Here is a 342-nt window from a genome sequence, read left to right as displayed (position 1 = left end):
GTGGGAAAGCTGATTGCCGAGTTCAAACGCGCTCACCCAGAAACCCGGGTGGCCCTGCGGCGCATGGACGAGCGGGATATCAAACCACAGAAAGGCTTCGTAGGACCAGAATTATTCGCGATCGCGACAGAGCAACCAAATGCCATGAGCCGAAATATTACTCGCTGCGGTTTTGGCAGGCATGGTTTTGTGCTGTTCTAAACTCGTCATTACAGCCTTGGCTTATTCAATTATTGCGTCGTAGTTCTCAAGCGTTTGCTCCGCAGAATGTCTAGTACCGCATGGCGGAAATGCATATATCCTTAAGGAGTGAGTTTTAGAGGCTGACGTCGAATGCCTGGT

The 342-nt window shown here is 50.6% G+C and carries 1 protein-coding gene; it reads left to right on the top strand.

Annotated elements, in window-relative coordinates; all coding sequences use genetic code 11:
- Positions 1 to 201 (top strand): hypothetical protein (locus tag JUK32_RS01095; RefSeq protein WP_204137017.1); only part of this gene is annotated, 201 nt, incomplete at its 5' end.
- Positions 202 to 342: the final 141 nt, after the last annotated feature.

Source organism: Halomicronema sp. CCY15110, from assembly GCF_016888165.1.
GTDB lineage: Bacteria > Cyanobacteriota > Cyanobacteriia > Phormidesmidales > Phormidesmidaceae > Halomicronema.
Note: the sequence above shows the minus strand (reverse complement) of the source record. Positions and strands in the feature narration are given on the sequence as shown.